This window comes from Herbivorax alkaliphila (assembly GCF_030848475.1).
GTDB lineage: Bacteria > Bacillota > Clostridia > Acetivibrionales > Acetivibrionaceae > Herbivorax.
The window spans coordinates 17,919-44,163 of record NZ_JAVDDS010000032.1 but is presented as its reverse complement, the minus strand read 5'-3'; the positions used below and the strand labels follow the sequence as shown (position 1 = coordinate 44,163).

26 protein-coding genes are annotated in these 26,245 nt (G+C 31.8%); 8 read left to right on the top strand and 18 right to left on the bottom strand.

Going from position 1 to position 26,245, the window contains the following annotated elements; genetic code table 11:
- Positions 1-256 precede the first annotated feature (256 nt).
- Entirely contained in the window at positions 257-814 is a 558-nt protein-coding gene (locus tag RBH29_RS12140) for a hypothetical protein (RefSeq protein WP_306697134.1), read from the bottom strand.
- Between the two features lie 213 nt (positions 815-1,027).
- On the opposite strand from RBH29_RS12140, the gene RBH29_RS12135 reads away from it, so the two are divergent.
- Complete coding sequence (locus RBH29_RS12135; protein ID WP_306697133.1) at positions 1,028-1,255, top strand: hypothetical protein; 228 nt, start codon at positions 1,028-1,030, stop codon at positions 1,253-1,255.
- Positions 1,256-1,340: 85 nt separating this feature from the next.
- Here the strand turns inward: RBH29_RS12135 and RBH29_RS12130 are convergent, their stop codons facing one another.
- From RBH29_RS12130 to RBH29_RS12115, 4 genes are all read right to left on the bottom strand, one after another.
- Positions 1,341-1,841: a hypothetical protein gene (locus RBH29_RS12130; RefSeq protein ID WP_306697132.1), complete on the bottom strand. Its 501-nt coding sequence runs from the start codon at positions 1,839-1,841 to the stop codon at positions 1,341-1,343.
- Between the two features lie 157 nt (positions 1,842-1,998).
- Complete coding sequence (locus RBH29_RS12125) at positions 1,999-3,390, bottom strand: sensor histidine kinase (protein WP_306697131.1); 1,392 nt, start codon at positions 3,388-3,390, stop codon at positions 1,999-2,001.
- Positions 3,387-4,079, bottom strand: coding sequence for a response regulator transcription factor (locus RBH29_RS12120; RefSeq protein ID WP_306697130.1), 693 nt, complete (start codon positions 4,077-4,079; stop codon positions 3,387-3,389). Before RBH29_RS12120 ends, RBH29_RS12125 begins: the two co-directional genes overlap by 4 nt.
- Positions 4,066-4,203: a hypothetical protein gene (locus tag RBH29_RS12115; RefSeq protein ID WP_306697129.1), complete on the bottom strand. Its 138-nt coding sequence runs from the start codon at positions 4,201-4,203 to the stop codon at positions 4,066-4,068. Before RBH29_RS12115 ends, RBH29_RS12120 begins: the two co-directional genes overlap by 14 nt.
- 290 nt (positions 4,204-4,493) lie before the next feature.
- On the opposite strand from RBH29_RS12115, the gene RBH29_RS12110 reads away from it, so the two are divergent.
- On the top strand, positions 4,494-4,631 hold the full coding sequence (locus RBH29_RS12110; protein ID WP_306697128.1) for a hypothetical protein: 138 nt from the start codon (positions 4,494-4,496) through the stop codon (positions 4,629-4,631).
- Between the two features lie 266 nt (positions 4,632-4,897).
- Positions 4,898-5,104, top strand: a complete 207-nt coding sequence (locus RBH29_RS12105; RefSeq protein WP_306697127.1) for a J domain-containing protein — start codon at positions 4,898-4,900, stop codon at positions 5,102-5,104.
- Positions 5,105-5,164: 60 nt separating this feature from the next.
- Here RBH29_RS12105 and RBH29_RS12100 read toward each other — a convergent pair whose 3' ends face one another.
- Complete coding sequence (locus RBH29_RS12100; protein WP_306697126.1) at positions 5,165-6,466, bottom strand: NfeD family protein; 1,302 nt, start codon at positions 6,464-6,466, stop codon at positions 5,165-5,167.
- A 90-nt stretch (positions 6,467-6,556) separates the two neighbouring features.
- On the bottom strand, positions 6,557-6,847 hold the full coding sequence (locus tag RBH29_RS12095) for a DUF503 domain-containing protein (RefSeq protein WP_306697125.1): 291 nt from the start codon (positions 6,845-6,847) through the stop codon (positions 6,557-6,559).
- Positions 6,848-6,986: 139 nt separating this feature from the next.
- On the opposite strand from RBH29_RS12095, the gene RBH29_RS12090 reads away from it, so the two are divergent.
- The 5 genes from RBH29_RS12090 (at position 6,987) to RBH29_RS12070 (ending at position 15,551) form a co-directional block, all read left to right on the top strand.
- Positions 6,987-8,138 (top strand): SpoIIE family protein phosphatase, encoded by a 1,152-nt coding sequence (locus RBH29_RS12090; RefSeq protein ID WP_306697124.1) that lies wholly within the window; start codon positions 6,987-6,989, stop codon positions 8,136-8,138.
- Position 8,139: 1 nt separating this feature from the next.
- A complete protein-coding gene (locus RBH29_RS12085) occupies positions 8,140-9,864 on the top strand; it encodes a PAS domain-containing sensor histidine kinase (protein ID WP_306697123.1) in 1,725 nt (574 codons plus the stop codon).
- A gap of 294 nt (positions 9,865-10,158) precedes the next feature.
- On the top strand, positions 10,159-11,922 hold the full coding sequence (locus tag RBH29_RS12080; RefSeq protein ID WP_306697122.1) for an Rqc2 family fibronectin-binding protein: 1,764 nt from the start codon (positions 10,159-10,161) through the stop codon (positions 11,920-11,922).
- Between the two features lie 17 nt (positions 11,923-11,939).
- Positions 11,940-13,127: a pyridoxal phosphate-dependent aminotransferase gene (locus tag RBH29_RS12075; RefSeq protein WP_306697121.1), complete on the top strand. Its 1,188-nt coding sequence runs from the start codon at positions 11,940-11,942 to the stop codon at positions 13,125-13,127.
- A 210-nt stretch (positions 13,128-13,337) separates the two neighbouring features.
- Entirely contained in the window at positions 13,338-15,551 is a 2,214-nt protein-coding gene (locus RBH29_RS12070) for a glycoside hydrolase family 9 protein (protein WP_306697120.1), read from the top strand.
- A 120-nt stretch (positions 15,552-15,671) separates the two neighbouring features.
- Here the strand turns inward: RBH29_RS12070 and RBH29_RS12065 are convergent, their stop codons facing one another.
- The 11 genes from RBH29_RS12065 to def all read right to left on the bottom strand — a co-directional run bounded on the left by RBH29_RS12065 (position 15,672) and on the right by def (position 26,206).
- Positions 15,672-16,319 carry a thiamine diphosphokinase gene (locus RBH29_RS12065; RefSeq protein ID WP_306697119.1) on the bottom strand — a complete coding sequence of 216 codons (648 nt, stop codon included), beginning with the start codon at positions 16,317-16,319 and terminating at the stop codon, positions 15,672-15,674.
- 27 nt (positions 16,320-16,346) lie between these two features.
- Positions 16,347-16,997, bottom strand: a complete 651-nt coding sequence (rpe, locus tag RBH29_RS12060; protein WP_306697118.1) for a ribulose-phosphate 3-epimerase — start codon at positions 16,995-16,997, stop codon at positions 16,347-16,349.
- A 179-nt stretch (positions 16,998-17,176) separates the two neighbouring features.
- Positions 17,177-18,064 carry a ribosome small subunit-dependent GTPase A gene (rsgA, locus tag RBH29_RS12055; protein ID WP_306697117.1) on the bottom strand — a complete coding sequence of 296 codons (888 nt, stop codon included), beginning with the start codon at positions 18,062-18,064 and terminating at the stop codon, positions 17,177-17,179.
- A gap of 13 nt (positions 18,065-18,077) precedes the next feature.
- Positions 18,078-20,003, bottom strand: coding sequence for a Stk1 family PASTA domain-containing Ser/Thr kinase (pknB, locus tag RBH29_RS12050; RefSeq protein ID WP_306697115.1), 1,926 nt, complete (start codon positions 20,001-20,003; stop codon positions 18,078-18,080).
- A gap of 73 nt (positions 20,004-20,076) precedes the next feature.
- Positions 20,077-20,844, bottom strand: a complete 768-nt coding sequence (locus RBH29_RS12045) for a Stp1/IreP family PP2C-type Ser/Thr phosphatase (protein WP_306697114.1) — start codon at positions 20,842-20,844, stop codon at positions 20,077-20,079.
- A gap of 84 nt (positions 20,845-20,928) precedes the next feature.
- On the bottom strand, positions 20,929-21,966 hold the full coding sequence (rlmN, locus tag RBH29_RS12040; protein ID WP_306697113.1) for a dual-specificity RNA methyltransferase RlmN: 1,038 nt from the start codon (positions 21,964-21,966) through the stop codon (positions 20,929-20,931).
- Between the two features lie 6 nt (positions 21,967-21,972).
- On the bottom strand, positions 21,973-23,310 hold the full coding sequence (gene rsmB / locus RBH29_RS12035; protein ID WP_459076779.1) for a 16S rRNA (cytosine(967)-C(5))-methyltransferase RsmB: 1,338 nt from the start codon (positions 23,308-23,310) through the stop codon (positions 21,973-21,975).
- 12 nt (positions 23,311-23,322) lie between these two features.
- Complete coding sequence (locus RBH29_RS12030) at positions 23,323-24,012, bottom strand: zinc metallopeptidase (RefSeq protein WP_306697112.1); 690 nt, start codon at positions 24,010-24,012, stop codon at positions 23,323-23,325.
- A gap of 29 nt (positions 24,013-24,041) precedes the next feature.
- A complete protein-coding gene (locus RBH29_RS12025; protein WP_459076778.1) occupies positions 24,042-24,791 on the bottom strand; it encodes a DUF116 domain-containing protein in 750 nt (249 codons plus the stop codon).
- The gene (gene fmt, locus RBH29_RS12020; RefSeq protein WP_306697110.1) at positions 24,784-25,710 is read right to left on the bottom strand and encodes a methionyl-tRNA formyltransferase; all 927 of its coding nucleotides are present in this window, start codon (positions 25,708-25,710) and stop codon (positions 24,784-24,786) included. Before fmt ends, RBH29_RS12025 begins: the two co-directional genes overlap by 8 nt.
- A gap of 16 nt (positions 25,711-25,726) precedes the next feature.
- A complete protein-coding gene (gene def, locus RBH29_RS12015) occupies positions 25,727-26,206 on the bottom strand; it encodes a peptide deformylase (RefSeq protein WP_306697109.1) in 480 nt (159 codons plus the stop codon).
- Positions 26,207-26,245: the final 39 nt, after the last annotated feature.

The following is a 26,245-nucleotide window of genomic DNA, read 5'->3' as shown; positions in this document are numbered from 1 at the left end:
TTGAAAAAAGGATACTTTTCTAATAATAGTTTTTGAAATTTCTTTCTTAATTCTTTTGCTATTAGACTTCTCATTTAATCACTCCTAGGCTTATTTATAAATATAGTAACCTAAATTCCAAAATATAATCTTAAATAATTATACAACCCTTCAACACCATGTACAAATTCTATTTAATGCTGTGCACCCCTTACTTTAATTTTATTGATTTTAAAAACAGAACAGGGAATTTACCCCTGTCCTGTTATTTAACCATTTACTCTTCCAGTTTTAATCCATTTCTTTCTGCTACTCTTTTAAAAAGTGGAATAATATACTTATTTAGTTTTTCCATTACATCAATAAGGCTTTCTTCTAAATTTTTCAAAGATTCTTCTAATGGCACTTCTTCTATATCAAAGTTAAACAAATCATCATCTAGTGATAATTCATCTAAGTCACGCCCTAAAACATAAACCTTACCTATTTGCAGCATTGGATGTGTTAATCTTCCTAACCTAGCACATAGAGTGCTACTCTCAGCAAAAATATTCATTACTTCTTCTGGAGTAATGAATTTTTCTCTTGATATGTAAGGCGCATTATAATTAGGCACCTTATTTTCTCTATTCCAGCCAAATTCTAAAGTATAGTTATCAGCTTTAGGTGATATTATTAATATTAAAAAAAATATAAATCCTGTTTCATATTTTCTTTGGTATACCCTACATCCTGGTGGCACATCAATATCTTTTGTTTCTTTAAAAAAAGGATATTTTTGAATAAACATTTTAGAAAATTTCTTTCTAAGTTCCTTTGCTACTACACTTCTCATTCTATACCTCCTCTGTTAAATTAATATTATTATGTGTTAAAAAGTATATCCTTCAAATCTATATACCAAAATATAACTTGAGTTTCGCACCTTGAAAAATCAATAAAAAACCCTTGCTAAAACCAACAAAAAAACTCTTAAAAGCCGCATAATCACTGAGTTTTATGGTATAATTAGTTTGAGATACAAATAAACCAAAAACGGAGTGATATTATGCGGCAAAATGTAGACGAAGTAAAAAAAGTACTTGATAAACACGGTTATTCAATTAATAATATTATATGCAATGTTATGAAAAAATTCAACTTCAAAACCCTTTGCTGGAAATCAGGAATTTCTAAAAAAGCTGGATATAGTGCTACAGAAATAATTACATTATTAATTATGTTCCCACTTATGATTTTAAGTAGTGTACATGCCTTTTATAAAAGTGAATATTAAAAAATTATTATCAACCCCCTAGCATATGAATCTATAAAAACTAAGTTTTTATAGATTCATATGCTTTAAAAAAGTTATGCTAGATTTATTTTCTTTCCCAGCCCCTACCTGGGCCTCTGCCTTCACCATTTTGATTCATATTATTTCTTTTTCCCTGACCATCAAAATTCATATTCATATTATTTCTTTTTCCTTCTCCTGCTTCATTTTTATGAAGTCCTTTTCCAAACCCAAGAGAAAAATCTTTACCAAAATTCATTTGTCCAACATCACTACAAAATGACTCATGAATTTCATCTGCTTGATCCTGTGTAATGTCACCACTTTCAACCTTTTCATCTAAAAGAGCCTTTTTTTGCTCTAGCATTATTGTTCTAAACTCATCTAGCTTCCCATAATCTTCTGCTATGTTTCCATATGTTCTTTCTTCCTCCACTCTAATGTTGCGAAGATCTTCCGTAGAGTCTCCTGTCACTTCAGAAGCAATTTCAACTGGTCTTTTGTACTCTGATGCAAAAACTATTCCCGCTGATGCAATTACTGACACTGCAACCGTAGCAGCTACAACTTTTTTTAAATTTTTCATTTTTAAATCCACTCCTGTTTTTAAATTTTGCACTATAGAATAAGTCCTAATAAATTCCTGTTTTAGAGTAAGAAAATTATTATTTAGTTATTCCTTAGTACATATTCTTATTATGACTTTTAGTTGTGATAGAATTGTGATAGAAAAATGAATTTTTTTAAAATTGAGACAATTTTAATTCAAACCAAAAAGTTGTTCCCTTTCCCTCAATACTTTTAACACCATATTTATTCCCATGTGCATCCAAAATATTTTTTACAATTGCTAGTCCTAGACCCGTTCCAATCCTTTTTGACTTTTCTGTTTTATAGTATTTATCCCATATATATTTAATTTCTGTTTCATCAATTCCCTTACCTGTGTCTGATATAAAGATTCTCACTTTTTTTTCTTTCTTTTCTGTTTTTATATTTATTTTTCCACCTTTTTCACTATAATTCAAAGCATTATTAATCAAATTGGTCAAAACTTGCTCAATTCTTACTTCATCACCATTTACCAAAATGCTTGGTAAGCAATCACAAATCACTTTTATTCCTAGTTGTTCTGAAAAAATTTCATACTTATTTACAACAGATAAAATTGTAGCATTTATATCAAATGATTCTTTATTAAGTACCAATTTTCCTGACTGCATTTGTGAAAAATCTAATATATCATCTACAATTTCACTAAGCCTTTTTGTTTCATCAATTATTATTTCAAGTTGATTTTCTCTTTTATCTTTATTACTTCCTGATACATCTTTTATTGTTTCCGCATAGCCTCTTATAAGGCTTAATGGTGTTCTAAGCTCATGTGATACATTCGCAATAAAATCTTTTCTCAAATTTTCTATTTTTGATAATTCTTTTGCAAGATAATTTATTTTTTCTGAAAGCTCCCCTATTTCATCTTTAGAATTTGTCTCAATTTTTACAGATAAATTCCCTTTAGCAATTTGTCCTGTTGCTTTTGTAATTTTAAGCAGTGGTTTTGTAAGAGATTTTGAAATAATAAAAGATATTATAATCGCAATTAAAAACAATATAATAGAAATATATAAAAGCTGTCCTTTTAATATGTCTGCAGTATCTTCCACTGGAACCAATGGCATGTTAATGAGAAAAATCCCCTGTACTTTATCCTCTACAAGTAAAGGTATACCTATAGCCATATATTCGCTATTAAACCTTGGATGAACCATCTTTGTAGTTATTACTTCTCCTTTTAACAGTTCTTTTAATAAACTTCCCTTTATTTGATTATATAACATCATCGGCCTTTGATTTCCCTGCCCATTGCTGTAAATCACTTTACCCTCCATATCAATAAGCTCCACACTTGAATTATAATCGTATATAAAGCTGTCAAGATGATATTCAAGTTCTTCTCTATCTAGATTATCAAACTCTTTTAAAATAGAAAAACCCCTATTTTTTACTTCATTAAGCCTTTGATTTATATAAAATTTTTCTAAAAAAACAATCTGAAAAAACCATAAAAGCACCAAAACTACAATTACAAGCAGCATCATTCCTGTCCACAATTTATGAGCTATACTTTTCATTTTAATTCTCCTATTTCAAATTTATAACCTGTTCCCCATACAGTTACTATAAATTTTCTATATTCCCCAAGGCTTTCTCTAAGCATTTTAACATGAGTATCAACAGTTCTATTGTCACCATAAAAGTCATACCCCCACACACTACTTAAAATATGCTCTCTAGAAAAAACTTTATTGGGATTTTGAATAAAAAAACTTAAAAGTTCATATTCTTTTGGGGTCAATTCAACAGCTTTATCCTTTATAATTACATTTCTTGAATCAAAATCAATTTGAAATTCTTCTATTTTAAATTGATTTTGATTTTTGCTTTCATCAGCTGCAAAGCTTCTTTTTATTATTGCCTTTGACCTAGCAAGAAGTTCTTTCAAACTAAATGGTTTTACAACATAATCATCTACTCCCAGTTCAAATCCAAAAAGCTTGTCGTATTCTTCCCCTTTAGCAGAAAGCATAATTATGGGGACTTGAGAAGTTTGGCGTATTTCTCTTAAAACTTCCCAACCATTCATTTTAGGCATCATAATATCAAGAATAACAAGAGAATACTCTTCTTTTTCAAAAACTTCTAATGCTTTAAATCCATCTGCTGCATTATCAATATCATATCCTAATTGAGAAAAATATTCTGATATCATATTCCTCATTCTCTCTTCATCATCCACAACCAGTACTTTATTTCGCTTCATTTGTTAATCCTCCACTGTTCTCAATCTCATTGATACAAACTACTATTAACTTAATTCTAGCACCCTTCTTACAATTCTCAATATTTATATAAATCAGCTTCACTGTATCATTGCATTCATCCATTACATTATAACCTCATATTACTGCCATTTGCAATTTAAAACCCCTTAATTATTACACAAGATATTACCTTCATCTTTAATTTCATTTTATATAAAACTTCATATTTAAACTTATTATTACTTCAAAAGATTTTAAGATTTTTAAAGTTTAAAAGCAAGTATCACAGACGTTTGTTTATATAACCCATATATTCTTTACTGTAAGTTAAAAAAATAATACTTCCTTGATAATTGATTTTATACTCGGTTTATGTTAAAATTTTTATTATTAGGTGGAGGTGATTATAGGTTATGCAAAATATTCCTTGGCAAAATATAGTATATTTATTATCTGCAGCTACTTTAATAGGGCTTGTATTCTTTTTCTTAATGCGTTCTGCTGACAAAAAACTTAAAGAATTAGATCCAAAATCAAAAAAAAGAAGATAATTTTATCAGCTTTTTTGAACATCATATTTTAAAAGCTTAAGATTTATATTATTCTTAAGCTTTTTATACATTTGTTTTTCTTTTCTACCCTTTCAAAACAATTACATTTATCTTGATATAACATTTTTTTAATGGTATAATTTATATATAAACAGCTATTTGTAGGCTTTGTAGAAAATATATCGCATAAATTTATATAAAATACTTAGTTTAAGTTAAATCTAATTAATATTAACATAAAGCAATTTTTATTGAGGGGGAGTAGTATGAATCCATCGCAACACAGCAAAAAGCTGATAACAAAATTTAACCAAATCCAAGAGGAGATTTTAAAAATTGGATGGAATGGCATAATTCAAAAATATCATCCAGATATGAATTGTGAAAATCCTGATTCAGCTAAGTTGTTTAAGATGTACAAATGCATTTATGAAAACATGAAAAAACGTGTTTTTGTAGAAGATCAAAACTAAAAATTTTAAGTGGTTGAAGCAACATTCAACCACTTTTTTTATTATTATTTTTATATACATCTAATTTTTTTTGCCTACTACAATTTTCGATCCCTCAACTCTTACCACCTTAACTTCAGTATCAATAGGCAAAAATTCACCTTCAGTAACAACATCCACTCTTTTTCCATCAATTAAAACAGTTCCTGTAGGTCTCAATGTTGTAACAGCCTTACCTTTTTTACCTAATAACGTATCAGTTCCTGAAGCGTTTACATATCCATCTTCAACAGTTTCCGCTTCAGATAATATAAATCTCTTGAACACGTTGGTTTTTTTACTAAGAAAAATAAATAATATAGGTAGAAAAATAATAGCTGCCACCAAAGCTATTCCTATAGTTGTAAGACCTTGTGTTAAGTCAGGTGCTGACAATACAATCCCCGCAATCACAGATATAAATCCTCCTATTCCCAATACACCAAATCCAGGTGCAATAATTTCACCTGCTATCATACCTAAACCTGCTATAAATAAAAGCAAAGGCCACCATTCACTATAGCCTGCAATTAGGTTCCCTCCAAAATAAAAGAAAAAACAAATTATACCTACTATACCTGGAGCACCAAATCCCTGCGTTGTGATTTCAGTAAATATGGCAATAGTTCCAATGCTAAGAAGTAATGAGGCCACTACATAGCTGGTCATAAACTGAGCAAGCCTCATACTCAATGAAAAGTCCGTCTCTACAACGTCTGCATCATCCCATCCCATATGCTCTAAAACATCTTGTCTAGAATCAAGTATTGCTTCTGCATACTCATACTCTTTTGCCTCTGAAGCTGTCAACGACAAAATTTCTCCTTTTGCTACCAAATCATCTATTTCAATGTTTTTATCCACCATTGCTTCAGCAATATCTGTTCTTCTACCTCTTGCTTCTGCAGTACCTCTAAACTCAGCTTTTACAAAAGAAACTGTTTTTTCATCATAAGGTCTAGGCTCTGCTGCTCCAATATGGCTTCCTGGAGCCATAAATATTGTATCTGCCGAAATAGTTATCAACGCTCCCGCTGATACCGCCCTATTTTGCACATAAACAGATACATCTACATCTGAATTCATTATTGCCTCTGTCATTTCTAGGGTTGAGTCCACTCTGCCCCCTAATGTTGTGATTTCTATTATTATTCCTTCTGCACCTGCATCATTAGCTTTTTGTATCTCATCTGATAAAAACACTGCCATAGTTGGAGTTATTTCATCTTTTACAGGTATTACATAAACGTAATTATCAGATTCCGCCAAACTAATAGATGGAGTAAAAGGCAAAAACAACCCCACAACTATAAAAATAATTGCCACAATACGCCGAATATTCATATAAATCATTCCATTCCTTATTTAGTTTAATCATGTAAAACGCTCTAAACATATTATACAACATATTAAAGAAATATTCTACTATCATTGTTAATCCACATGTATAATTTCTGTACTGTAGTCAAACAAAACTGCTCTCCCATCATTTTCAATAAAATTCACCATATTTGCCATCATACTGTCTGCATGAGATGATTTGTTTGAAGTACATGAAATTCCAATAACAGCTTTTTTCCAAACATCATTTAATTCAACCTCTGCAACCGAGGCATTAAATTTTGTCTTTAATTTTTCTACAATACTCCTTACTATTTGTCTTTTTTCTTTTAAAGAAAATGCCTCATCAATATTAAGAATAACTTTACATACTCCGATAACCATTATAATCCTCCAATTTGATATTTCATTGTAAATGTGTCACCATTATAACATTTCAAAGCTGTTAATTGTATAGAAAAATTATTTAATCTTTGATATAATTATGAATATAATTCTCTGAAACAACAAAGGAGTAAATACTATGTCAAAAATACTTGTTATTGACGATGAAAAAACTATCCTTGAAAACATTAGGTTCATCCTAGAACTTGATAAAAATGAAGTTGTAACTGTATCAAACGGCAAAGAAGCTTTGGAAATATTTCAAAAAAATTGTGATAATATAGATGTTGTTATTACCGATATGAAAATGCCTGAAATATCAGGCATGGATATACTTAGGGAAATAAAAAAAATAATGCCTGAAATGGGTGTTATTATCCTTACTGGTCATGGCTACATTGAAAATGCCATTCTTTCCATGAAAGAGGGTGCATTTGAATACCTTAGAAAACCAGTTGATGCACATAACCTTACAATAGCTATAAATAATGCTATAATAAAAAAGAACCTTCTTTTAGAAAATGCTCGAATTAACAAAGAACTGCTAGAACATCAAAACTATATGCAGGGACTTCATGACTCAGCGTTAAAAATTCTTATGAACATGCTCCCTAAAGGGCTTCCTGATATTGATGGATTTAACTTTAAGGTAGAATACAAAAGTTGTGATGATGTTGGTGGAGACATGTATGACGTTTCAGATATAGGAGATTATATATGTTTTTATGTCTTTGACGTGTCCAGCCATGGAATATTGGCATCAGTTATATCAACAATAATAAAAAGTTTTCTTCAAAACATAGAATACAATTATAAACAGGGGATTAATAGAAGACGATTCCCTGAAATTGTATTAGACCTTAACTTGGAGTTATACTCTAACACTGCTCAAAATATTTTTGCATCACTTTTTTTAGGCTTTATAGATAAAAAGACAAAAACACTTTACACAGTATCCGCTGGACATATTGATCAATATGTAATACAAAAAGACGATTATATCACATTAGAATCTACTGGACCTATACTAGGTGTTTTTGATGACACAATATACAATTGCAGCGTCAATCAACTAAATAAAGGAGATAAAATATGGCTTTTCACTGACGGAATAATTGAAGTATCACGTGATGATAAAATATTTGGTGATAAAAATTTGCTAAAAATTCTTCAAGACTGTAAAGACTATTCTCTTTCAGATACTATAAAAGAAATATTGAAAGTCACAAAAGACTTTTCAGACGATTCTTGTCATGATGATACAACAATTTTAGGAATTGAGGTTGTATAAAATGAAAACCGATAGAAATTTTTTTCACTTGTCCAAACAGACCCAGCCTTCTAATCTTCTTGAAAGCCTTATGATTAGTTCCACCGAATATGCAATAATTGCAACTGACATTGATAACAAAGTGGTTTTATGGAATAAAGGTGCAGAACTAATATATGGCTATTGCTTTAATGAAATGATTGGAAATAAACTTCCTGATAACCTTCACAAAAAAGTTTCTATAGAAAAAAAGTTTCTTTATTTAATTGATAATCCTCTTAAGTCAAATCTGGTAGATTATAAGATGAGTGCACTTAGAAAAGACGGTTCATCACTACCAGTATCTGTTACCATAACTCCTAGAATCAATAAAAACAATCAAACAGAAGGCTTATTAATAATGACCCGTGAAATAACAAAATATATTCATCAAGAACAATGCAGAGTTGCCCTTACCGAAATTGCTCACCTAGTAAACACCAATAAATCAGTAGATGAAATGTGCTTTAAAATATGTACTGCTATAAGTGATTTTTTAGAGATATCTTCTGTTTTTATATGTTTATTTGACCATCTTAATAATAACTTTTATATTAATTCCCATTCAGGGCTTTGTACAAAATGCAAAACACACAGCTGCAGCTTTTATTCTAAGGAAGATGAAGTGCCAAAAGATACAAAGAGTTGCTTTGAAACATATTCACAGATTACAATAAATTCTGAAAACCTTAACAATCATCAAATTTTAAAATATGTTAAGAAAAATACTCTCACTGAAGATGATTTGTCAATAATTCATATTCCACTAACTTCTGACGATTCACTAATTGGAATACTTCACATTATTGTTTCAACTACAAGAAAACAATTTTTACTTAAAGAATCTCAGGTTTTAAGTCTTATTGCAAATGAAATAACAGCAGGTATTCAAAGAAAACGTCTTGTTGAGGAAATAAAAGATTATGCAGATAATTTGGAAAACATGGTTAAAATCCGAACTGATCAATTGCGCGAAAAAGATGCTCAATTAATCCAATCGGGAAAACTTGCAACTTTAGGCGAAATGGCAACTGGAATAGCTCATGAAATAAATCAACCTTTAGCAGGCATAAACCTTATAACTCAGGGACTTATTCTTGCTAAAGTCAGAAATATGCTAAATGACAAACTCTTATTTGAAAAACTCAATTCTATAATTGAACAAGTTGAAAGAATCAATAAAATAATAGGTCACTTAAGAACCTTTGCAAGACAGTCTGACCAAACCAAAAAAGAAATTGACATTAAAAAGCCTCTATTTGACGTATTTAAACTTATAGGCGAACAATTACTAAAAAGAAAAATAACTGTAGAAACTAACCTTGAAGATAATCTCCCCACTATACTTGCAGACCATAATAAGCTTGAACAGGTGTTTTTGAACCTCATAGGCAATGCAAGAGATGCAATTGAAGAACTTAAAAGTGTCAGTCCAGATGAAAAAGACAGAAAAATAATCATAAATGGATATTCACATAAAAATACCGTTGTAATTGAACTTATGGATAATGGTATTGGAATTTCTGAAAAAGTTAAACAAAAGATTTTCGAACCTTTTTTCACCACCAAAGAAGTTGATAAAGGTACAGGAATTGGACTTTCTATAACTTACGGAATAGTCAAGGAGTTTGGTGGCACAATAGAAATACAATCAAAAGAAATGAATGGAAGTAACTTTATAATAAAATTCCCTGCATGTTCAAAATGAACTAAAATCCATTTTTTCTAAAAGTTAGACATTAGAAGTTGGAAGTTAGAAATTGATAAACTGCACAACTTTAGTTTCTTAAACATTTCTCTTCACATTTAATATATACTACCCTAATTTGTTAAAAGGCTTGCAAAGTGGTATAATATCTTGGTATCATTTTTTTGTAGGCATTAACATAATGCGCTGATACAGACTAAGTAAACTAGTTTAGTTAAATCTAAATATGGAATCTTCAGGTAGATTCTTAGAATAAGATAAAAATTATGAATTTTATAAAAAGAGGTGTATATTTTGCCATTTGATGGTATAGTAACAAAGAGTATAGTTGACGAAATGTCCCAAATACTTGTAGGTGGGCGTATTGATAAAATATATCAACCAGAACATGATGAAATACTGATAAATATAAGGGCTCAGGGGAAAAACCTTAGACTTGTTATTTCTGCAAACACAAGCTATCCAAGGATTCATTTTACAAAACATACAAAAGAAAATCCTGTTTCTCCCCCAGTTTTTTGTATGCTCTTAAGAAAGCATCTGGCAGGAGGTAAAATTACAGATGTAATCTTTCACGACTTTGAAAGAATAGTCACCTTAAACATTGATAGCTTAAATGAACTAGGTGACCTTACACATAAAAAACTTGTTGCGGAAGTAATGGGAAAACATAGTAACATAATTCTTTTAAACGCTGAAAATAAAATTATTGATTCTATAAAGCATGTAGACAAAGATACCAGCAGCATAAGAGAAATTATGCCTGCAAGACAATATTCTCTTCCTCCTGCACAAAATAAAATAAGTCCTAAAGATTTTAATGTTGATTGTTTATTTAATAAAATAAAAGATCAATCTAATATGCAAGTTTCAAAATTTCTTTTGTCTAACATCAAAGGCTTTAGCCCTTTGCTATGCAAAGAAGCATGTTTTTGTTCTGAAATTGAACCAGACACTCTAATAGAAAAACTTTCAGATAAGGATGTAAAAAACCTAAAACTGGTCTTAAATGATATGACTAAAGATATTGTTAACTCAAACTTCACTCCATGCATTATATGGAATAGTTTTGACTCTTTGAAACCATTAGATTTTCATTCTTTTAAAATAACTCAGTACGAAAATATAGAATACTTTCAATCAATTAGTCATGTTTTAGACATGTTTTATTCTTCAAAGGATAATATTGAAAGGCTTGTGCAAAAAAAGTCTTCTCTTTTTAAAGTACTTAATAAAAGCATTAACAGGTGTAATAAAAAAATAACAATATTTCAAGATGCAATTCGCAAAGCAGCAAAGAGAGATAGGTACAAACTCTTTGGAGAACTAATAACAGCAAATATTTACTGTATACCTAAAAATTTAGAGAAAGTATCTTTATTAAATTATTATAGCAATGATAATGAATATATAGAAATCCCTTTGGACAAAACTCTTTCTCCCCAGCAAAATGCTCAAAAATATTTCAAAAAATATACAAAATCTAAAAGAGCTGATATTCATGCTAAAGAACAGCTTAAGGAAACTCGTTTAGAATTGGAATACTTAGAAAGTGTATTTCACAACCTAGAAAATTGCAAATCTCTTTCAGAAATTGATGAAATACGCCAAGAACTTATTTTAGAAGGATATTTAAAGGATAAGAAAAAGAAAAAAAACAAAAAAGATGCTTTGCCATCTTCCCCATTAAAGTATAAATCCTCTGATGGTACACATATATATGTTGGGAAAAATAATGTACAAAATGATAAGCTGACATTTAAAATTTCATCTTCAAATGATATCTGGCTTCACACAAAAGAAATACCTGGATCACATGTAATAATAAGAAAAGAAAAATGTGATATTTCTGACAATACACTACTTGAGGGGGCACTGTTGGCAGCTTATCACAGCAAAGCTAAAATGTCAGCTCAGGTTGAAGTGGACTATACCACAGTGAAAAATGTAAAAAAACTCAAAGGTGCACAACCTGGCATGGTAACTTACGAAAATCATAAAACAATAGTTACTACCCCTGACGAGGAATTGGTAAATAAATTAAAAACTAATATTTAAAATAAGGAGTGTTTATAATGGTATCAAAAAAAGTAGTGGAAAATTTAAAAAGAGCTTCTTGGATTAGAGCAATGTTTGATGAAGGCGATAAGCTTCGTAAAATTCATGGAGAAAAAAATGTATATGATTTTTCCTTAGGAAATCCCGACCCTGAACCTCCAGAAGCTGTTAGGGATGTTTTGAAAAAAATAATATCAGAAAACGAAAGAGGTGCTCATCGTTATATGAACAATGCTGGTTTTTCTGATGTAAGACAAAAAATTTCTCAAAGCATAAATGATGAAACAGGACTTTCTCTTTCTGAAAATCATATAGTAATGACGTGTGGTGCCGCTGGTGGACTTAATGTTATTTTTAAAACTCTTTTAGATTCAGATGATGAGGTTATAATCTTTGCACCATTTTTTGCTGAATACAATTTTTATGTTGATAACCACGGTGGAACACCTGTAATAGTAGCACCTGAAAAGGGTAGCTTTGAACCTGACCTTGAATTATTAAAAAAGAAAATAACTAAAAAAACAAAAGCAGTAATTATAAATTCACCTAACAACCCTTCAGGTTGTATTTATAGTGAAGAAACTTTAAAAAATCTATCCAACGTACTGAGCTCAAAAGAAAAAGAATTTAATAGCACAATATACGTTATATCAGATGAGCCATATAATAAACTAGTTTATGATGAAATCGAACTTCCCTCTATATTAAAAATATTCAAAAACTCATTTATTGTAAACTCATTTAGTAAGTCTCTGTCTCTTCCAGGAGAGAGAGTTGGCTACATTGCAGTAAATCCAGATATCTCTGATTTTGACACTGTTATTAATTCATTGATTTTTTGTAACAGAATTTTAGGATTTGTAAATGCCCCAGCTTTTTTTCAAAAAGTAATCGGCTATTCACTAAATGCTAACGTCGATGTTGAAATGTACAAAGCAAGGCGTGATAAACTGTACGAAATTTTAACCAATACAGGATTTTCATGCATAAAGCCTCAAGGAGCATTTTACCTATTTCCTAAATCACCTATTGAAGATGATGTAGCGTTTGCAAAATCTGCTTTAAAGTATAATCTTCTTTTGGTTCCAGGTAAAGGCTTTGGCTGTCCTGGTTATTTTAGACTCACATACTGTGTAAGTCTTGAAACTATTGAAAATTCATATACTGCTTTTAAATCACTGGCAAAAGATTATAACCTTTTATAAAGAACATATAACCCCCCTTAAAATATCTATTCTAGTCGAATATATTTTATATGGTGTGGAAAACATATGTGAACTGGTTTAGCGTTCAGGTGGTAGTTCTCCACTTGAAAAAACTCGCTTTATAGAAGGTTGAGTTTTAATAAAAAGCTGAGGACATTCCTTAGTCCCCAAGCTTTAATATATTAAAAAATTAAAAAGGGGCGATGTATAATGAAAAAACTTGTATGCCTAGTTGTTATTGCTGCTTTTCTTGTAACCTTTATGGTTCCTCCATCAACAGCTGATGCATCAGATTATAACTATGGAGAAGCACTACAAAAGGCAATTATGTTTTATGAGTTTCAAATGTCAGGAGAACTGCCTGACAACATTCGTAACAACTGGCGTGGAGATTCATGCCTTGGAGACGGTAGCGATGTAGGTCTTGATTTGACTGGTGGTTGGTTTGATGCAGGCGATCACATCAAATTTAATCTTCCTATGTCTTATACTGCTACAATGCTATCATGGGCAATTTATGAGTATGGTGACGCATTAGAAAGAAGTGGTCAACTTCCATATTTAAAACAGCAAATACGCTGGGCTACAGACTATTTTATAAGGTGTCATCCTGAAAAATATGTCTACTACTATCAAGTTGGAGACGGAATAGCTGATCACAGATGGTGGGTACCTGCTGAAGTAATTGACATGCAATCTGAAAGACTATCACACAAAGTAACCCTTGATAGTCCAGGTTCTGCTGTTGTAGCAGGAACTGCAGCTGCTCTTGCCTCAGCTGCAATAGTCTTTCAAGACTCAGATCCAGAGTATTCCCAACTCTGCTTACAACACGCAGAGGATCTTTTTGAATTTGCAGATATAACACAAAGTGATGAAGGATATACTGCTGCAAATAATTATTATGACTCTTGGAGTGGTTTTTGGGATGAGCTTTCTTGGGCAGGTGTATGGCTGTATATGGCAACAGGAGATGACTATTACCTTGATAAAGCTGAAAGCTATGTAGAAAATTGGAATCGTGAAGAAAGAGTCGATTTACTTGCCTATAAGTGGGGACATTGCTGGGATGATGTTATGTATGGAGCATCACTTTTATTAGCAAGAATCACAAATAAATCAATATATAAAGAGCATGTTGAGAGACATCTTGACTACTGGACTGTTGGTTACGATGGTGATAGAATAGCATACACACCTGAGGGGCTGGCACATTTAACATCTTGGGGCGTACTTCGTCATGCAACAACTACAGCCTTTTTAGCTTCTGTTTACTCTGACTGGTCCGAATGTCCTGAAGAAAAGGCTGAATATTACATGGACTTTGCAAAACAACAAGTAGACTATGCTTTAGGAAGTAGCGGTAGAAGCTATGTAATCGGTTTTGGAGAAGATCCACCTCAACACCCTCACCACAGGACAGCACACAGTTCGTGGGTTGATACTTCTGATGAACCATCATATCACAGGCATACTCTTTATGGTGCCTTGGTTGGAGGTCCTGATCAAAGTGACGATTATGTTGATGATATAAATGACTATGTGCAAAATGAAGTTGCATGTGACTACAATGCTGGATTTGTTGGTGCTCTTGCAAAGATGTATGATATTTACGGCGGAGACCCAATACCTGATTTTGATGCAATTGAAGAAGTTCCTTATCCGGAAATTTTTGTTTCAGCATCATTAGGTGATAGGGAGAATGCAACTGAAGTTGAAGCATATGTAGTTAATAAATCAGGCTGGCCTGCAAGAGTTAAAGATGACCTTTCATTTAAGTATTTTGTTGATTTAACAGACTACATTGATGCTGGTCACAGCCCAGATGCAATAACAACAAGTATAGTATACAGTGCAGCTGACACAGCAAGCATCTCTGACCCGATAGAATATGACGCTTCCAACAATATATACTACTTTGAAATTGATTTGACTGGTACACCAGTTTTCCCTGGAAGTAGAAGTGACCATCAAAAAGAAGTGCAATTTAATATAATGCCTCCTAATGATGCACCATGGGACAATACAAATGCTTTTTCATATCCTGGTATTACAGAGGAGTGGGAACCTGTACCTCAAATACCAGTATACAGTGACGGATTGCTTATCTTTGGTGAAGAGCCTGACGGAAGCACTCCAGAAGACACACCAACGCCTACCCCAACACCAACCCCAGAACCTGACACATTCACTTATGGAGATTTAAATGGCGATGGAATAATTGATTCAACAGACTATATGTTGCTAAGCAGATATATTTTAGAAATATCAGACCTTCCGCAGGTTGATACAGAAGGTAATCCATACCCTGGGCACCTAGCAGCAGATTTAAATGATGACGGTCAGATTGATTCAACTGATTCTACTTTACTACAAAGATACATCTTAGAAATTATTTCAAGCTTCCCTGCTGAGAATAATTAGCTAATAAATGGCCAAACATAAAAGCTTAAGGTGGAGATTTTTCTCCACCTTAGTTTAATAAGATATTTAAAAGTGGTTAATTCCTAGGTTAGGAATTAACCACTTTTTCAAATCTTGTTTTTAATCTTTTGATTTTATAACCATTAACGTTCCATTTTTTATTAATATTTCTGCATTATCACTTAAAAACTCATTACTTATTCCTCTGCTACTACCTAATTCAATGGTATCATCAGCTAGTTCATAGTACAAACCTTTGGTTGTTATTCCCTCAACCCTTTCTGTAACAGGCAACAAAGATAATTTATATCCCTTTTCAGCTTCCACACTAATTCTATCCCTTACCAAATAAATTTCATTATATTCATTTACTACAATTCCTATTACTCCTTTATCTAACATCTGCTTTAATAAAAATACATTTGATATAGAATGGTCAAATCTAGAACCTACTCCACCAATTATTATTATTTTGTTACAACCTCTTTTTACAGCTTCACTTATTGCTATCTCTGTATCAGTGGCATCCTTTTTTTTAGGATACTCCAATAATTCTATGTTAGATTTATTATAAAAATTATAATCTTCTTTTGATATAGAATCAAAATCACCTAATAAAATATCTGGCTCTACACCAAGCCTTCTTAAGTGAAATGCTCCACCATCGGCTGCAATAACCAAATTTTCTCCATCAAAATATTTTTTATAAAATGAATAGTCCTCTATGCTACCATTAGCTACAATAATACCTGTCATAATACCCACCATTATATATTAAATTAATAAGCATGTATCTTAAGCCTTTTCCCTTAGTTTTTTTATAATGCTTTTTCTATCAGTCGATTCAAATATAGTAGATCCAGATACTATTACATTTGCACCTGCTTTTACAATTTTATGTATATTGCTAGTATCTATTCCTCCGTCAACTTCAATATCTACATTAAGACCTCTATTGTCAATCATTTTTTTAGCATTTTCAATCTTTTTAGTTGTAAACTCAATATACTCCTGTCCGCCAAATCCAGGATTCACAGACATAATAAGTATCATATCCAACTCATCTAAAATCCACTCAATAGTTGATAATGAAGTACTTGGATTTATTGCCACTGAGGCTTTAACGCCATAGGATTTTATTTGTTGAATTATTTTATGTAAATGAGTATTCTCTTCAACATGTACAGTTATACTATCGGCACCGGCTTTAACAAATGACTCAATATGATTCTCTGGATTTTTTATCATAAGATGAACATCAAATTGAAGCTTGCTTATTTTTTTTAAAGACCTAATAACAGGTGGCCCGATTGTTATATTAGGAACAAAACTTCCATCCATAACATCAATATGTAATAAATCCGCCCCAGCACTTTCAACCTCGGATATTTCTTCCCCCATCTTTGAAAAATCAGCAGACAAAAGGGAAGGTGCAATTTTAATCAATTTAAAACACTTCCTTTTTACTTTCTACATGTTTTGCAATAATTCTTCACAATATCTGCTCTAGTTATTGCAAAATCATGTTGCTTAATTTATAAATTGTATATAAATTTTATCTTATTCTAAGACTCCATCTGAAGCCTCTATTTTAGACCAACTTTGTGAATAATATTTATTGAAAATTATGAATATCTTCTTTTATGCTTGTCCATTAAAACCTTATACAGCTCAACATATCTATTATATCTACCTGAATCAATTTCGCCTGATTCTAAAGCATTTTTAACAGCACACTTTGGTTCTTTTATGTGGGAACATCCACTGAACTTACACTCATTAGAGTAAAATACAAACTCTGGATAACATTTTTTAAGGTTTTCAACATCTATATTTGATATCTGAAAAGAACTAAAACCTGGAGTATCTACAATAAATCCTCCTGTTTTCAACTCTATAAGTTCAGCATGCCTTGTAGTATGCTTTCCTCTATCATTTTTACTGCTTAAATCTCCTATCTCCATAATATAAGAATTCATTATCTTGTTTAGGATTGTTGATTTTCCCACTCCTGATTGTCCTGCAAAAACGGTGATTTTATCTTTTAGTACTTTTTCTAACTTTTCAAAGCCAATCCCATTTAAAGAATTCAAAGGTATTGTTTTATACCCAATATCTTCGTAGCAACTTACAATCTTCTTATATTTTTCCATCTCGTCTAAGTCTATTTTATTGATTACAATAACTGCCTCTATCCCCTTTTCAGATGCAGTAACAAGGAGTTTATCAAGTAGCATAAAATCTGGGAGAGGTGATTTTACTGAAAAAACCATTGCAATCTGATTAATATTTGCTACAGAAGGTCTAACAAGTTCATTAGTCCTCTCAAATATTTCTTCAATATTTCCAACTTTTGTTTTTTCATTTATAACAGAAATTGAAACGCTGTCACCAGGCAAAGGAGTTATAGAATTTTTTCTAAAAAGCCCTCTAGGTTTACACTCATATACCCCATCTTCTGTTCTTACATAGTAAAACCCCATTATACCTTTAATAATTACACCTTTGGGCAAATTTTGTACCTCCCTAATAAATCTCTTCAAACTCTTTATAAAATCTTCTGTCTAAATACACTTTGGCATTTGTACTTCCGTCTTCAGGAACAGGTATCGAAATAACTATTGGAAAATCTTCTTTTTTTACATTTTCTCTATATATTTGTTCTATTTCATCACTATTTGATTTTTCTGCATTTACCATAACATATATTCTATCACCATAATCGTCTTCATTTTCTAATGTTATAACTCTGTTAACTATCTTTTCATTAGGTATTAATTCGTCAAAATAAAGGTTTATAGAAGTTCCTTCATTAACTTCTATACCTGGTTCAGGCACCTGTCTTGTCACTTCATCAACAACACTTGATATATCCTCAGGCTCAACATCACCAACAGTAAGATCTCTTTCTGATATAATGTTAGTGGCTTCTACTCTAGTTTTACCAATTAAATCTGGAACTGTAGTTGTCTTTATTTCAGGTCCTATACTTCTATATACAGTTACCGTATCACCACTTTCCACGCTTTCATTCATAGGAGGCTCCGTCCTTATAACATACCCAATTGCAACTGTATCACTGTATTCAGTCTCTTCCTCAACTAAAAGCCCATTTTCACGCAACGTTATACCTGCCTGCCTGTAGTCAGTTCTTCTAAAATCAGGTATTTCAAAATACTCAGACCCTTTGCTTATGTGAATTTCTATCTCGCTAAATTCACCAGGTATTAAAGTTTCGCCTTCTCCTCTGTCCTGATAAAAAATCTCACCTTCTGGAACATCTTCATTATACCTCTCCACAGGATTAACCTGAATGTTATTTTCTTCTAACATCTGAACCACTTCAGAATAATCCATACCTATATAATCACCTACAGTAAATTCTTCTCTGTCCTGTTCCATTTGAGAAAGTATAACCTTCACTCCCATAATTGCTATTACAGCAACCACAATTATGGATGTAGAAACTGCAACTATTGTGGTAATTTTATCTTTTTTCTTTTTCCTTTTCATATCATTATCACCTGTTTTCTTAGATACCTTTTTATCATTAATTGAATCTTTTTCTCCTAATGCTGGCACTCTCACAGTAGGAGAATCTTTAATGTTTTCTTCTTCAAAAAACTGAGTATTTGGTTCATCTAAAACCCTATATAAATCATCTAAAATTTCTGAAGATTTTTGATATCTACTGTTTTGATCTTTTTGCACAGCCTTTTTTACAATACTGTTTACTCCAATTGGAATTTTCTTGTTTATTTTTATTGCTTCTTCTGGCTCATCCTGTATATGTTTGATAGCTACTGCAACAGGTGAATCCCCATCAAATGGAAGTTCCCCTGTCAACAACTCATAAAGCACTATTCCTAAAGAATAAATGTCGGATTTTTCATCTGTAAATCCCCCTCTTGCCTGCTCAGGGGAAAAATAGTGAACAGAGCCAATTGTCCCACCTGCCATTGTTATAGTAGAAGAGGTTACAGCTCTAGCTATTCCAAAATCTGTAACCTTGACCATTTCATCTTTAGTAAACAAAATATTATGTGGTTTTATATCTCTGTGAACAATATTGTTTTTATGAGCATGCTCAATTGCTAGAGATATCTGTATTGATATATTAACTGCTTCTTTCCAGTTTAGCTTACCTTTTTTTTCTAAGTACTCCTTTAAAGTAACACCATCAACATACTCCATTACAATATAATGAGTATCTTCTTCATTACCTACATCATAAATAGAAACTATATTGGGATGGGAAAGACTTGCTGCTGCCTGTGCCTCAATTCTAAAACGCTTTATGAACTCTTCGTCATTTGTAAAATCAGGTCTTAAAATCTTTACTGCAACAAACCTGTTCAGCAACTTACACTTTGCCTTATAGACAAGTGCCATTCCACCTCCACCTATTTTTTCAATTAATTCGTATCTACTCCCAAGGATTTGACCTATCATATCAGCACCTCTAATCTATATCTTTTAAATAAAATTTTTAATAACAATATTCCCAAAACTTCTTAAAAACACACTACTTGTCTTTAAGAATAACAACAGTTATATTGTCGTCCCCGCCTTTTTCATTAGCTAATCTCACTAATTCATTACAAGAATAGCTAGGATTATCATTTTCCAATATTATTTTCATAATTTCATCATCAGACAACATATTTGTCAAACCATCAGTACACAAAACAAATATATCATTTTCATCTATAGAGCTATTTAATGTGTCTACAAGAATGTTGGCATTACAACCTAATGCTCTGGTAATTATATTTTTCTTTGGATGGTTTTGAGCTTCTTCTCTTGTAATAGAGCCATTTTTAATAAGTTCTTCTATGTAGGAGTGGTCCATCGTTAATCTTTTTATGCTGTTGTTTCTTATAAGATATACTCTACTATCACCTACATGACCAATGTATATTTTATTATTTAAAACAACAGTTACAATAAATGTGGTGCCCATACCTGAGTTTTCTTCAGAATGGGATGCCTTTTCGTAAATTGCCCTATTTGCTTCTTCCATTAAAATTTTTATTCCATTTAATGTGTTTTCGTCACTGGAAAAAATTTCAGGATTATTTAATATGTACTCTTTTGCAAACTCAACAGCCATATTACTTGCTACATCTCCAGAACTATGCCCACCCATACCATCTGCAATAATAAATGCATCTGGAATTTTATCATGTCCTGTTATTACTCTATAGCTGTCCTCATTTAATTCTCTAACCCTGCCTTTATCGCTTACCGCTGCAAATCTCACTATACCACTCCCCAGTTTAACTTTATACATTTTGTATGGAAAATGCTATTTTCACTCATGTTTTGCATTAACTCTTTTTACTGCTTTTTTATAAAAATTACTATATTTAAAACACTATATATTATTTTTTATATTCCTTCTCAGCTGACCACATGCAGCATCAATTTCGCTTCCTAATTCTCTTCTGACAGTTACCTCAATTCCATGCCTTTGTACAACATTTCTAAACATTTGAATCTTTTCCCTGCTACTTTTTTTATAATCAGTACTTGATACCGTATTTACAGGTATCAAATTTACATGGCACAACATACCTTTTATAAGTAATGCAAGTTTTTTTGCATGTTCTAGTGAATCGTTAACCCCATCTATAAGAGAATATTCAAATGTAATTCGTCTGCTAGTAGTCATAGTATATATCTTACATGCTTCAATCAATTTGTCAAGTGGATATTTATTGTTAATAGGCATAATTTTCCCCCTAGTTTCATCATCAGGAGCATGCAATGATATTGACAAAGTAACAGGCATATTCTCTTTTGAAAACCTCAATATCTCCGGCACAAGACCACAAGTAGATATTGCAATATGTCTAAGTCCAATATTTAATCCATCTTTATGATTAATCAATCTTAAAAACTTAATTAAATTGTCATAATTGTCTAAGGGTTCGCCAATTCCCATAATAACAACATTGCCAATTCTTTTTTTTATATCACTTCCTATCGTTAAAACCTGATCTAACATTTCAGATGCACTTAGATTTCGATTAAATCCTGCACCTGTAGATGCACAAAAACTACAGCCCATCCTGCATCCAACCTGAGATGATATGCACACACTAAACCCATGTGAATAATTCATTAGCACACTCTCTATTACATCCCTGTCATAAAGTTTGAAAATATACTTTCTTGTTCCATCAACTTGGGATATAAGTTTTTTCACAACTTCAAAATTATTTATATATGCCTTAAACTTAAGCTTTTCACGCAGCACCTTAGAAAGATTTGTCATATCATCAATGTCTTTAACACCTTTATTCAACCATTCAAATATCTGGCGTGCTCTAAATTTTTTTTCTCCCAAGTCAACAAGAAAATCTTGTAATTCATTTATCTCCATATTTAGAAGGTCTACTTTCCCTTCCATACTATATTAACTCCTTTTCTTCATTTTTGCAATAAAAAAACCATCAATTTCATGCTTGTTTGTATAAAATTGTATAAAACCTCTTTTTTCAGTAACCAACTCAGGTAAATCCTCTGAAATATCCTCTAAAGAGAATTCTTCATTATTTTTCAAAAATTCCTCAACTACATGTTGATTTTCCTCTGGTTCTATTGTACATGTACTATAAACTATTATACCACCCTTTTTTACATATTTTGAAGATGTGGATAATATTTTTTTCTGAAGCTTTATAATTTCACTCTTACCTTCTTTTTTTTCTGCCCATTTTATGTCAGGCTTTCTTCTTACAATTCCAAGACCTGTACATGGAGCGTCGACTAAAACCTTATCCATACTGTCTTTAAGCTTTTCATCTAATACACCTGCATCAAAAACTTCTGCTTCAATAATATTTATACCCAGCCTTTTTGCAGCCTGATTTATAAGTTTTATTTTGTGCTTATAAATATCCCTTGCAACTATTCTTCCTCTATTATTCATTAACTGAGCCAAATGTGTAGATTTTCCCCCTGGAGCACTACACACATCTAAAACAACATCACCTGACTCTGGATTTAATACTCTTCCTACAAGCATGGAGCTTTCATCCTGAACTTGAAAATATCCTTTTGTAAAAGCATCTATTTTTTGTAAAGACTTAGGGTTTTTAATTGCCAGTGCATCTTTTGCATATCTTCCTTCATCTACTTCAAAACCTTCTTCTTCCAAACTTTTTTTAAGATCAGTTTTAGAAATTTTTAAAGTATTTACCCTTATTGTAAAGGAAGGTGTTTCATTGTTACTTTTAAGAAGTTCTTCTGTAAACTCCTCTCCATATCTTTTTAACCAATTATCTACCATCCAAATTGGATGAGAATAACTCACAGATAAAAATTTAACCAAATTATCTTTTCTATTAGGATATTTTATTTTATTTTTATTCCTAGAAATATTTCTCAAGACTCCATTTACATACTTACTGCTTGCTACATGCCCATACCTCTTTGCAAGCTTAACACTTTCATCACATGCAGCTGATACAGGTATTCGATCTGTAAAAACAAGCTGATAAACCCCTAAACGCAAAATATTTAATATCCACGAAGATACTTTTTTTAATCTTATTTTTGAAAAACTTGAAATTATAAAGTCAATAGTCAGCCTCCACTTTAAAATACCATAAACCATCTCGGTGATAAAAGCTCTGTCTATATCTTTAAAATTTCCACTCTCTAAGTGCTTACTCAAAGATATATTTGAGTAAGCACCTTTATTGTCTATATCGTATAAAATTTTAATTACTGTTTCTCTCGTCTTATCAATACTTATTTTAATTCACCTTCTTCTAGCTAGTAAAACCAAACGTAAAAGATTAGCTATTGCAACAGCCGCCGAAGCAACATATGTCATCGCCGCTGCCGATAAAACCTTTTTTGCTGGGTCAACTTCATCATAGTCTAAAATAGCTGTATCCTCTAGAGTCCTTATGGCTCTGCTGCTGGCATTAAACTCTACTGGAAGGGTGACTAAATAAAACAACACCGCCAGTGAAAATGCTCCTATACCTATATAGATTAATGGATCCCAACCAAAAATAAGCCCTACTATAGCCATAGGAAACCCCATATTAGAACCAATTCCTGCCACAGGCACCAAGGTGCTTCTTAAAACTAAAGGTCCATAACCAACACTGTGTTGTATGGCATGACCTGTTTCGTGAGCTGCAACGCCTATAGCTGCAACTGAATTACTTCCATGCACAACTTGTGAAAGTCTTACAACCTTTGTTCTAGGATCATAATGGTCTGTAAGCTCCCCTCCAACTTTCTCAATCCTTACATCATTAAGCCCATTTTTCTCAAGAATTACCCTTGCTATATCAGCACCTGTCAATCCTTTCTTGTTTGATACCTTGCTGTATTTTCCAAAGGTATTCTTTACTTTAAATTGAGCATACATTGAAAATACTAAAGCAGGAATCACAAGAAGTATATAATATTGATCCAAAAATATAAATCCCAGCATAAAAATTACCTCCTTTTTACATTTTATTGTTATTTTATAATACTGTCAAGCTTTTCTTTAAAAATATTTACATCAACACAGGTATTATAGCAAGGACCATTAGGTCTTTTGTTTATAATACCTATAACCGGTATATTTCCCACATCAATTATACCACTTGTTAAATCTCTTTCACATGCAACAGATAAAATCATTTTAGGCCTTAACTTTTTAACAATATTTCTAGCTGCTGTCCCCCCTGTCAATACAAAACATCTAACTTTCTTTTCTCTTGTTATCTTTAAAACATCACCAATTGTACACTTTCCACAGGCTTTGCAGTTTGAAATATCATTTGTTATCTTAAAAATGCAATCAGAGTTCTGTAAACAATGAGGCAAAAGCACAATCACATCTTCTTTTTTATACTTTTTTTGTAATATGCCTACCATAATATTGTTAAAATTTACATAGAAATTTCTTACAACATCCTTCTTAATGTTAAACAAATTCGCCAACATCATGATTAACGGCAGTAACACCTTAATACCTGCTTTTGATAATGCTAATATAATCCTGTTTTTAACTCCCCTGTTCCTGTAAACATAAAAAATAGCTAGAGATGAAAAAATAAAAAAGACTATCATTATTATTATCACTAATATTAATAATAATGTCATTATATTATATGTAAATATTGAAGAAGAATAATAAACCAGTCCAAATATTGCAAGCATTAAAATAAAAAACAAAATCAAAGCACCAGATAAAAGCAAAAACTTTTTTAAACTCTTATCCAAGTATTTCACCTTCATCTATTTTATTTCCACAAATATAGTCTCCTACGCACATCCTTCTACAAGACGCAAATTGAACTTCTTTTATGTTTATCTTTCCTTTACCGCAGCAAACTAAAATCCCCTCTTTATTAACCTTCAATATTGTACCTGGTTTACAATTGTGCAATTCTTCACTTACAACCTCAGTTTTCCAGACTTTCATCTTTGAACCAGTATAATAAGTAAAAGCTCCCGGCCAAGGGTTTGTACCCCTTATTAAGTTATGAACCTCATTAGATGACTTTGACCAATTTATTTCTCCAATTTCTTTTTTAATAATTGGAGCATAAGTAGCCTCACTCTTATCCTGTGGAATTCTTTCTAATTCATTTAATTTTTGAAGAGTCTCTTTTAGAACTTGGGCACCTAGCACCGACAGCTCGTCATGAAGCTCTCCCACAATCATATTTTCTGATATTGATATCTCTGATTTCAAAAGCATATCGCCAGTATCCATTCCTTCATTTGTATACATAGTAGTAATACCTGTAGTCTTCTCACCATTTATAATTGACCAATGCACAGGAGCCGCCCCCCTGTACTTAGGCAAAAGAGAACCATGAACATTTATACAACCATGTGGAGGAAGATCTAGTATTTCTTTTGATAGTATTTTACCATAAGCTACTGTTATCAAAATATCAGGCTTTATTTCTTCTAGTGTTTCTAAAAATTCCGATGTTTTTATTTTTTCAGGTTGTAAAACTCTTATTCCTTTACTAATGGCATAGTCCTTAACAGGGGGCATTGTCACCTTTTTCCCCCTTTTAGCCGGCTTGTCAGGCTGTGTAACAACTGCTGCTATGTCATAACCTTCCTGAACAAGCATATCAAGACTTGGAAGAGCAAAATCAGGTGTTCCCATAAAAACTACTCTCATTTCTATCACCTCGTATCTACTTACTGTTGTCTTTTATAATCTCTTCTTTATCAACAAATTTTATAACCTTATCTTTAAACAACGTCCCGTCAAGATGATCAATTTCATGACAAAAAACTCTTGCCAAAAGTCCCTCACCTTCAAGAGTTATTTTTTCTCCTTTTTTATTTAAAGCTTCTACTACTACACGCTCAGGTCTTACAACTTCCCCCATAACATCTGGAAGACTAAGACATCCTTCAATCTCAGTCTGCTCGCCTTCTCTTTTTATTACTTCAGGATTAATAAGCTCTATTAATCCTTCTCCTATATCAATCACAACTACTCTCTTTAGGACCCCCACCTGTGGTGCTGCTAGACCAACTCCTTTAGAATAATACATGGTCTCTGCCATATCTGCTAAAAGCGTTAAAACCCTTTCACTGACCACATCAACTTTTTTAGATACTTTTCTTAAAATTTCATCATCATCAATTCTTATATTCCTTATTGCCATACGCCATCCCCCATTGTTAATATACTTAACATCTTTATT

What these genes read in the sequence shown, in the direction of transcription:
- RBH29_RS12105 (WP_306697127.1), top strand. Translation starts at nt 4,898, where the DNA reads ATGAATCCATCGCAACACAGCAAAAAGCTGATAACAAAATTTAACCAA.
- RBH29_RS12095 (WP_306697125.1), bottom strand. Translation starts at nt 6,847, where the DNA reads ATGGTTATCGGAGTATGTAAAGTTATTCTTAATATTGATGAGGCATTT.
- RBH29_RS12030 (WP_306697112.1), bottom strand. Translation starts at nt 24,012, where the DNA reads ATGCTGGGATTTATATTTTTGGATCAATATTATATACTTCTTGTGATT.
- RBH29_RS12130 (WP_306697132.1), bottom strand. Translation starts at nt 1,841, where the DNA reads ATGAAAAATTTAAAAAAAGTTGTAGCTGCTACGGTTGCAGTGTCAGTA.
- def (WP_306697109.1), bottom strand. Translation starts at nt 26,206, where the DNA reads ATGGCAATAAGGAATATAAGAATTGATGATGATGAAATTTTAAGAAAA.
- RBH29_RS12110 (WP_306697128.1), top strand. Translation starts at nt 4,494, where the DNA reads ATGCAAAATATTCCTTGGCAAAATATAGTATATTTATTATCTGCAGCT.
- RBH29_RS12100 (WP_306697126.1), bottom strand. Translation starts at nt 6,466, where the DNA reads ATGAATATTCGGCGTATTGTGGCAATTATTTTTATAGTTGTGGGGTTG.
- RBH29_RS12070 (WP_306697120.1), top strand. Translation starts at nt 13,338, where the DNA reads ATGAAAAAACTTGTATGCCTAGTTGTTATTGCTGCTTTTCTTGTAACC.
- rlmN (WP_306697113.1), bottom strand. Translation starts at nt 21,966, where the DNA reads ATGGAAGGGAAAGTAGACCTTCTAAATATGGAGATAAATGAATTACAA.
- RBH29_RS12135 (WP_306697133.1), top strand. Translation starts at nt 1,028, where the DNA reads ATGCGGCAAAATGTAGACGAAGTAAAAAAAGTACTTGATAAACACGGT.
- RBH29_RS12085 (WP_306697123.1), top strand. Translation starts at nt 8,140, where the DNA reads ATGAAAACCGATAGAAATTTTTTTCACTTGTCCAAACAGACCCAGCCT.
- pknB (WP_306697115.1), bottom strand. Translation starts at nt 20,003, where the DNA reads ATGATAGGTCAAATCCTTGGGAGTAGATACGAATTAATTGAAAAAATA.
- RBH29_RS12090 (WP_306697124.1), top strand. Translation starts at nt 6,987, where the DNA reads ATGTCAAAAATACTTGTTATTGACGATGAAAAAACTATCCTTGAAAAC.
- RBH29_RS12065 (WP_306697119.1), bottom strand. Translation starts at nt 16,319, where the DNA reads ATGGTGGGTATTATGACAGGTATTATTGTAGCTAATGGTAGCATAGAG.
- RBH29_RS12140 (WP_306697134.1), bottom strand. Translation starts at nt 814, where the DNA reads ATGAGAAGTGTAGTAGCAAAGGAACTTAGAAAGAAATTTTCTAAAATG.
- RBH29_RS12125 (WP_306697131.1), bottom strand. Translation starts at nt 3,390, where the DNA reads ATGAAAAGTATAGCTCATAAATTGTGGACAGGAATGATGCTGCTTGTA.
- RBH29_RS12075 (WP_306697121.1), top strand. Translation starts at nt 11,940, where the DNA reads ATGGTATCAAAAAAAGTAGTGGAAAATTTAAAAAGAGCTTCTTGGATT.
- RBH29_RS12115 (WP_306697129.1), bottom strand. Translation starts at nt 4,203, where the DNA reads ATGGATGAATGCAATGATACAGTGAAGCTGATTTATATAAATATTGAG.
- fmt (WP_306697110.1), bottom strand. Translation starts at nt 25,710, where the DNA reads ATGAGAGTAGTTTTTATGGGAACACCTGATTTTGCTCTTCCAAGTCTT.
- RBH29_RS12045 (WP_306697114.1), bottom strand. Translation starts at nt 20,844, where the DNA reads ATGTATAAAGTTAAACTGGGGAGTGGTATAGTGAGATTTGCAGCGGTA.
- RBH29_RS12120 (WP_306697130.1), bottom strand. Translation starts at nt 4,079, where the DNA reads ATGAAGCGAAATAAAGTACTGGTTGTGGATGATGAAGAGAGAATGAGG.